The sequence below is a fragment of the Microbacterium sp. genome, assembly GCF_043427715.1.
In the GTDB taxonomy this organism is placed as follows: Bacteria; Actinomycetota; Actinomycetes; order Actinomycetales; family Microbacteriaceae; genus Microbacterium.
Genome location: NZ_JBHWTD010000005.1, coordinates 1 through 6,209, shown reverse-complemented (window position 1 = coordinate 6,209; position 6,209 = coordinate 1). Strand labels below are relative to the sequence as shown.

Annotated in this window: 6 protein-coding genes and 1 pseudogene; 6 read left to right on the top strand and 1 reads right to left on the bottom strand. The window is 70.6% G+C overall.

Features of this window, described 5'->3' with window-relative positions; genetic code table 11:
• A pseudogene (locus tag ACHFGS_RS00660) lies at positions 1-1,740 on the top strand (DNA-directed RNA polymerase subunit beta'); the annotation flags it as partial.
• 202 nt (positions 1,741-1,942) lie between these two features.
• Entirely contained in the window at positions 1,943-2,581 is a 639-nt protein-coding gene (locus ACHFGS_RS00655) for a hypothetical protein (RefSeq protein ID WP_394289045.1), read from the top strand.
• A 1-nt stretch (position 2,582) separates the two neighbouring features.
• Here the strand turns inward: ACHFGS_RS00655 and ACHFGS_RS00650 are convergent, their stop codons facing one another.
• Positions 2,583-3,191, bottom strand: coding sequence for a hypothetical protein (locus tag ACHFGS_RS00650; RefSeq protein WP_394278839.1), 609 nt, complete (start codon positions 3,189-3,191; stop codon positions 2,583-2,585).
• 140 nt (positions 3,192-3,331) lie between these two features.
• On the opposite strand from ACHFGS_RS00650, the gene ACHFGS_RS00645 reads away from it, so the two are divergent.
• From ACHFGS_RS00645 to ACHFGS_RS00630, 4 genes are all read left to right on the top strand, one after another.
• Positions 3,332-4,447 carry an ABC transporter gene (locus tag ACHFGS_RS00645; RefSeq protein ID WP_394278838.1) on the top strand — a complete coding sequence of 372 codons (1,116 nt, stop codon included), beginning with the start codon at positions 3,332-3,334 and terminating at the stop codon, positions 4,445-4,447.
• Positions 4,447-4,914: a DUF6121 family protein gene (locus ACHFGS_RS00640; protein ID WP_394278837.1), complete on the top strand. Its 468-nt coding sequence runs from the start codon at positions 4,447-4,449 to the stop codon at positions 4,912-4,914. The genes ACHFGS_RS00645 and ACHFGS_RS00640 overlap by 1 nt, the downstream gene beginning before the upstream one ends.
• 90 nt (positions 4,915-5,004) lie before the next feature.
• A complete protein-coding gene (locus tag ACHFGS_RS00635; protein WP_394289044.1) occupies positions 5,005-5,664 on the top strand; it encodes a spermidine/putrescine ABC transporter substrate-binding protein in 660 nt (219 codons plus the stop codon).
• Between the two features lie 39 nt (positions 5,665-5,703).
• A partial coding sequence (locus ACHFGS_RS00630; protein WP_394289043.1) for a DUF5684 domain-containing protein occupies positions 5,704-6,209 on the top strand: 506 nt, incomplete at its 3' end.

Below are 6,209 nucleotides of genomic sequence, written 5' to 3'. Positions count from 1 at the left end.
CTCGTCGCCCTCAGCGACGTGCTGACGCCTCCCACCAAGAAGGAGATCGTCGCCGGCTACGAGAAGAAGGCGGCCAAGGTCCAGGGCCAGTTCGAGAAGGGTCTCACCACCGACGCCGAGCGTCGTCAGGAGCTCATCAAGATCTGGACCGAGGCGACCGACGAGGTCCAGAAGGCGATGCGGGACAACTTCCCGTCCGACAACACCATCAACCGCATGGTGAGCTCGGGTGCCCGTGGTAACTGGCTGCAGATCCGCAACATCGCGGGTATGCGAGGCCTGGTGAACAACCCCAAGGGTGAGATCATCCCCCGGCCGATCATCTCCTCGTACCGCGAGGGTCTGTCGGTGGCGGAGTACTTCATCGCGACGCACGGTGCCCGTAAGGGTCTGGCCGACACGGCCCTCCGTACCGCCGACTCGGGTTACCTGACCCGTCGTCTCGTGGACGTCTCGCAGGATGTCATCATCCGCGAGGAGGACTGCGGCACCGGCAAGGGCCTCGAGTTCACCATCGCCGCTCCCGGCACCGACGGCTCGCTCGTCCGTGACGCGAACGTCGAGAACTCGGTGTTCGCCCGCACCCTCGCCGCCGACGTCGTCGACGCGCAGGGCACCGTCCTCGCCGAGGCGGGCGACGACGTGGGTGACGTCCTCATCGACAAGCTGGTCGCCGGTGGCATCGAGACCATCAAGGTCCGCTCGGTGCTGACCTGTGACTCGGCCGTCGGTGTGTGCGCCAAGTGCTACGGCCGTTCGCTGGCCAGCGGCAAGCTCGTCGACATCGGCGAGGCCGTCGGCATCATCGCGGCCCAGTCGATCGGTGAGCCCGGTACCCAGCTGACGATGCGTACCTTCCACACCGGTGGTTCGGCCTCGGCCGATGACATCACGCAGGGTCTTCCCCGCGTGCAGGAGCTGTTCGAGGCGCGTACCCCCAAGGGCGCGTCCCCGATCGCCGAAGCCGACGGTGTCATCAAGATCGACGAGACCGAGAAGGCCAAGAAGGTCATCCTGACGCCGGACAACGGCGACGAGCCGCACGTCTACCCGGTCCTCAAGCGCGCCACCCTCCTCGTCGAGGACGGCCAGCGCGTGGTGGTCGGTCAGCCCCTGCAGGTCGGCACGCTCGACCCCAAGGAGGTCATGCGAGTGCAGGGTGCCCGCGAGGTCCAGAAGTACCTCGTCGGCGGCGTGCAGGGCGTCTACCGGTCGCAGGGTGTGCCGATCCACGACAAGCACATCGAGGTCATCGTTCGCCAGATGCTGCGGAAGGTCACCGTCGTCGACCACGGCGAGACCGACCTGCTGCCCGGCGAGCTGGTGGACTTCAAGCGCTACCAGCAGATGAACCGCGAAGCGGTCGCCGCCGGCAAGCGCCCGGCCTCGGGTCGCCCCGAGCTGATGGGTATCACGAAGGCGTCGCTCGCGACGGAGTCGTGGCTGTCGGCCGCATCGTTCCAGGAGACCACCCGCGTCCTCACGCAGGCGGCCATGGAGGGCAAGAGCGACCCGCTCGTCGGCCTCAAGGAGAACGTCATCATCGGAAAGCTCATCCCCGCCGGCACCGGCCTTGCGAAGTACCGCAACGTCGTGGTCGAGGCGACGGAGGAGGCCAAGAGCGAGCGGTACCCCAACCGCATCTTCGCCTCGGACGGCGCGTACAGCGACGCCGACCTGAGCTACGTCGATTTCGACAGCTTCTCGACCGACGACTTCACGCCGGGCACCTACAACTGATTGAGGCGAGAGGTGAGCGAGCTCGCTCGCTCACCCGAGCCGATTGAGGTTGCCGAGCGACGACGTCGCGAGGACAACTGAGATAGGTGACCGGATGCGGAAGCATCCGAACGACGGGCCCCGGGACATGTACCCGGGGCCCGTCGTCGTTTCCCCGGCGGTGCGGACGGATGCCGCGCCGCCGCCGTCGTACGGTGGGGGCATGGCTCGGGTGGGGGGACGCAACACCGTCTTCGCGTGGTTCGTCGGCATCGTGTGCGCCGCGATCGTGGTGACCATCGCGGTGATCGCCGCGCCCCTGTTCCCCGCCGCGACCACGTGGTTCACCGCGGCCGCGGTCGAGGTGCAGCGGTTCATCGACCCCGACAGTGTGCCGGCGGCCGACGCCGAACCCGACCCCACGCCGACAGCGGACGCCGGGGCGACCGTGCAGTGCCGCGATCTCTACGACGAGGCGGTGTGGACCGCGCTTCGGCTCGCCGACGGCTCGGCGCTCGTCACCTCCACCGAGGCACCGACGACATCGGCATCCGCACTGGCGGACGCACTTCAGCCCGAGGTGACGCTCACGTGTGCGTGGACGTCGGAGGCGGGGACGATCTCGACGACGCTCGCGCGCGTTCCCACGGATGCCGGTGCGGTCGCCCGGGCGTCGCTCCCCGGATCGGGGTTCACCTGCGAGGACGATGCGCCACTCGTGCGCTGCACACGCACCGACGGCGCGCTGGTCGAGACGATCGAGGCGGACGGCGGGCGCTGGCTGTCGACCTCGCGCCAGGGCTGGGACATCGCCACGTACGAGGAGCGCGTCAGCCGACACGCGTGGGCGATCGAGGGCTGACTCAGCCGTTCGGCCAGAGCGCGTCGACGATCGCGGTCGTGTAGCCCTGCGGGGCGAGGTTCGAGTACTGCGTGTCGACCGCGACCCCGTCGCGCCAGTAGACGGTGCGCCCGGCCGGCAGGCCCAGTGCGCCGTCCTCCCACGTCTTCTCGCACCGGATGCCCGCGTCGGGTTCGTAGCAGAGGTACCCCTCGTCGACGCCGAGGAGGTACAGGGCGTCCCGCGCCTCACGCTCGGGGGCGTAGCCCACGACCGTGACGAGCCGGGTCATGCTCGCGCCAGGATCGGCCCACACGCAGACGCGGCTGCTGTCGGGGCGGATGCCGCCGCCCATCCCGGGCGCGTTCAGCGGGATCCCCTCCAGTGAGGAGAGGATCTCGTCGGTGAGGATGCTCTCGCAGTCCTGCGGCAGGGCTGTCGTCGACGTCGAGACGCCGTAGGGGAACTCGGCGATCGGCACCGGGGTCACCGTCGGCGTGGGGGAGGCGACGGGCACGGTCGGGCTCGGCGCGGCATCCGGTTCCGGCGCGCATCCCGCGGTCAGCAGGAGCGCAGCCAGGGCTCCGGCGACCGCCACCGTTCGAGCGGAGGGCGGGAGCAGGCGGGCCATGCCTCAACGATACGCACCGGCGGAGCGCTCTTTCACCGGTGGGGTGGAGACACGACGGCACGCCTCCGCAGACGCGGCGGTCTGCGGGGATACGCTCGCAGATGCGGTGGCGCGCGCCCCCGCGTGAGGAGTACGAGGCCATGAGCGACCCCCAGTTCGGAGAGCGTGACCCCGAGCGCCGCGAGCCCACCTACGGTGAGCCCGGGTATGGCGAGCCCGTCGAAGAGACGACCGACGGCGCCACCCCCGCCGTCGACGACGTCGTCGGCAGCGCCAACGACAGCCTCGCCGAGGCGGAGGCTGCGTCGCGGAACACCGAGCGTCAACGCGGCGACTCGTCCTTCGAGTTCGAGGACCGCGGCTCCGACCTCAGCATCGACTACGGCAAGTACTCCGACGACGACTCCGCTGCGTCCGCGTCTGCGGTGAGCAGCGAGCCGCTGTACCGTCCGAGCGTCGACGAGCCCGCGGGGGACACCACCGCCGAGCCTGCGGCCGACACCACCCCGGACGAGAAGTCCGACACCACGGCGGCGACGGCCGCGCCCGCGACGGTGGCGTACGCGCACGACGCGACCCCCACGGCTGTCGCCCCCGCGACCGTCACGCCCAGCGAGCCGGTCGCAGAGCGTGCGAGCTCGTCGGAGCAGAAGACGGATGCCGCGACTCCGCCCGCCGCCTACACGCAGCAGCCGATCTTCGTGCAGGCTCCCGAGGCGCCCCGTCCTCGCGGCAACCGCGGCGCCGCCGGCGCGATCGGCCTTCTCGCCGCGCTCGTGTTCGCGATCCTCTTCCTCGGCGCCAACCTGGGTGTCGCCGCGACGGTCGACGGTCTCGCCCTCGACGAGGTCGCCGATGCCGCGCTGAACACCCTGATGACCTGGGCGTTCTGGGTTCCCGTCGCGGTCTTCTTCCTCGGCTTCTGGCTGCTCGGTGCGTTCATCAACCGTGGCCGCTGGGGCCTGTGGGTCGTCTTCGGCCTGATCGTCGGCGCGTTCTCGTACGGCGGTTACCTGCTGGGTCAGCTGTTCGAGGCCCCGTTCTGGACGATCGCCCCCTCCGAGGCGGGCACTCTCGTCAGCGAGCAGCTGTTCGCCCCGCTCGCGGTCATCGCCTTCGTCCTCGGTCGTGAGATCACGATCTGGTTCGGCGCCTGGGTGGCTGCTCGCGGACGCCGCGTGACCGAGCTCAACGCCGAGGCGCAGCGCGAATACGAGCGCACGCTCGAAGCCGGACCGCAGCTGCACCAGTACTGATGGACGAGCCCGGCCAGGGCGTGTCGCCGCCGGTCGCGGCGTTCTTCGCCACGGTTGGGTTCGCCGCTCTCGCGATCTGCGGTTTCGGGTTCACCAGCCTCTTCACCGGCCAGGACGTCCTCGCCACGCCCGGGCTCGGGCATGCTCCCGGCATCACCGCCATGATCCTCGCCGGCGTGACCTTCGCCGCGACCGAGTGGACGGCGACACGGCGCGGGCGCTATCCCGCGGCCGGCTGGGTGACCCTGGCGACGACCGCCGCCTACGTCGGGGGCATCGTCCTCGGCGGTCTCCTCGGCGGGATCGACCCGGCCCGTACGGTGAGTGCGGCGGGTGCGTTCCTGCTGTCCTGGTTCACGCTCGTGCTCGTGCTCGCGGCGTTCGTCGCCGCGTGGTCGGGCGTTGCGCTCGTGCGCACCCGGGCGGGCCGGCCGGAGTGGCCGTGGGAGCGGGACGAGGACGAGTGACCGGGCCGCGGGAGCGGCTGCGGCGACCAGGTGGCATCCGTTGATCCGAATGTCCCCCGATCCGCCGGTGTTTCCGCGACAATGGTGACCGTGGAGCGCTCCCTCGAGACGCAGGTCAGCCAGGCTGTCGACGCCTGGCTGCGCTGGTTGCCGCGCTGGGAGCCGGCCACCCACCGCGGCCGGGTCGCTCCGTGTCGCCGGTGCCTCGGGTCGCCGATCCTCTCGGCCGCCGGTCTCGGATCGGACGTGCCGCACGGGGTGCAGCACGGTCTCTCCACCCGGGTGAAGACCATCGTCGATCACGCCGTCGCCCAGTACACCTCGCGAAATCTCCCCATGCTCCAGGCGGAGCTCGACACCCAAGCCGACCGCAACCGGGCGCGCAGCTATCGGCCGGCAGAGGGACTCGAGCCCGAATTCGAGGGGATGCCGCTGGACCCCGACCCCGTCCCCGGGGCTCCCTTCCTGTTCACGATCGCGGGAATGGCCGACGAAGCGGATGCCGTGGTCCCCGCGCTTCCGCCCCTGTCGGAGGAGGCGAAGGCGGCGCTCCGGCAGGAGGTCCGCCTGGCCGATGAGTACGCCAGCATGATCGGTCGCGAGGTGTGCACGATCCTGCTCCGTCACCGGCTCCGCATCCAGGCCGCGGTCGGACAGTTCGTCGAGCCGCAGATCGCGGCGATGCTCGAGGAGCTCACGCGTTCCCTCGACGCCCCGTTCGATGGCGGCGACGGCCTCGCCGGCTTGTGATCCTCCACCGAGGCGGCGCCGCTCATTAGGGTTGGAGCCATGAACCCTGGTGTCGACGAGGCTGCCAACACAGTCCTGGGCCTGCTCAGCTTCGTGCTCCTCCTGGCTGTGTACGCGTGGGTCGCCGTCGCCCTCGCGGCGATGTTCGCGAAGATGGGCGAGGAGAAGTGGCGTGCGTGGGTGCCGGTGCTCAACGTCGCCACCGTCCTGAAGTGGGGCGGATTCAGTCCGTGGCTCGCGCTGCTGGGGTTCCTCCCGGGCGTCGGCGGCGCGATCCTTCTGGTCCTCCTCGTGGTGTCCGCGCACCGCATCAACCCCGGGTTCGGGTACGGCGGCGGGATGACCGTCGTCGCGCTGTTCCTGTTCCCGGTGTGGGCGACCATCCTCGGCTTCGGGCCGACGCCGTGGCGAGGCTCCCGTCCCCTCCTGACGCGACCGGTGCCCCCGCCCACCGGAGCAACGCCGCCCTACGCTCCGTTCACCGCGGCGTCGCCGTCGGCGTGGCCCGGGGCAGGGTCCGTGCCGCCGCCGCCCGCCTGGCCGCA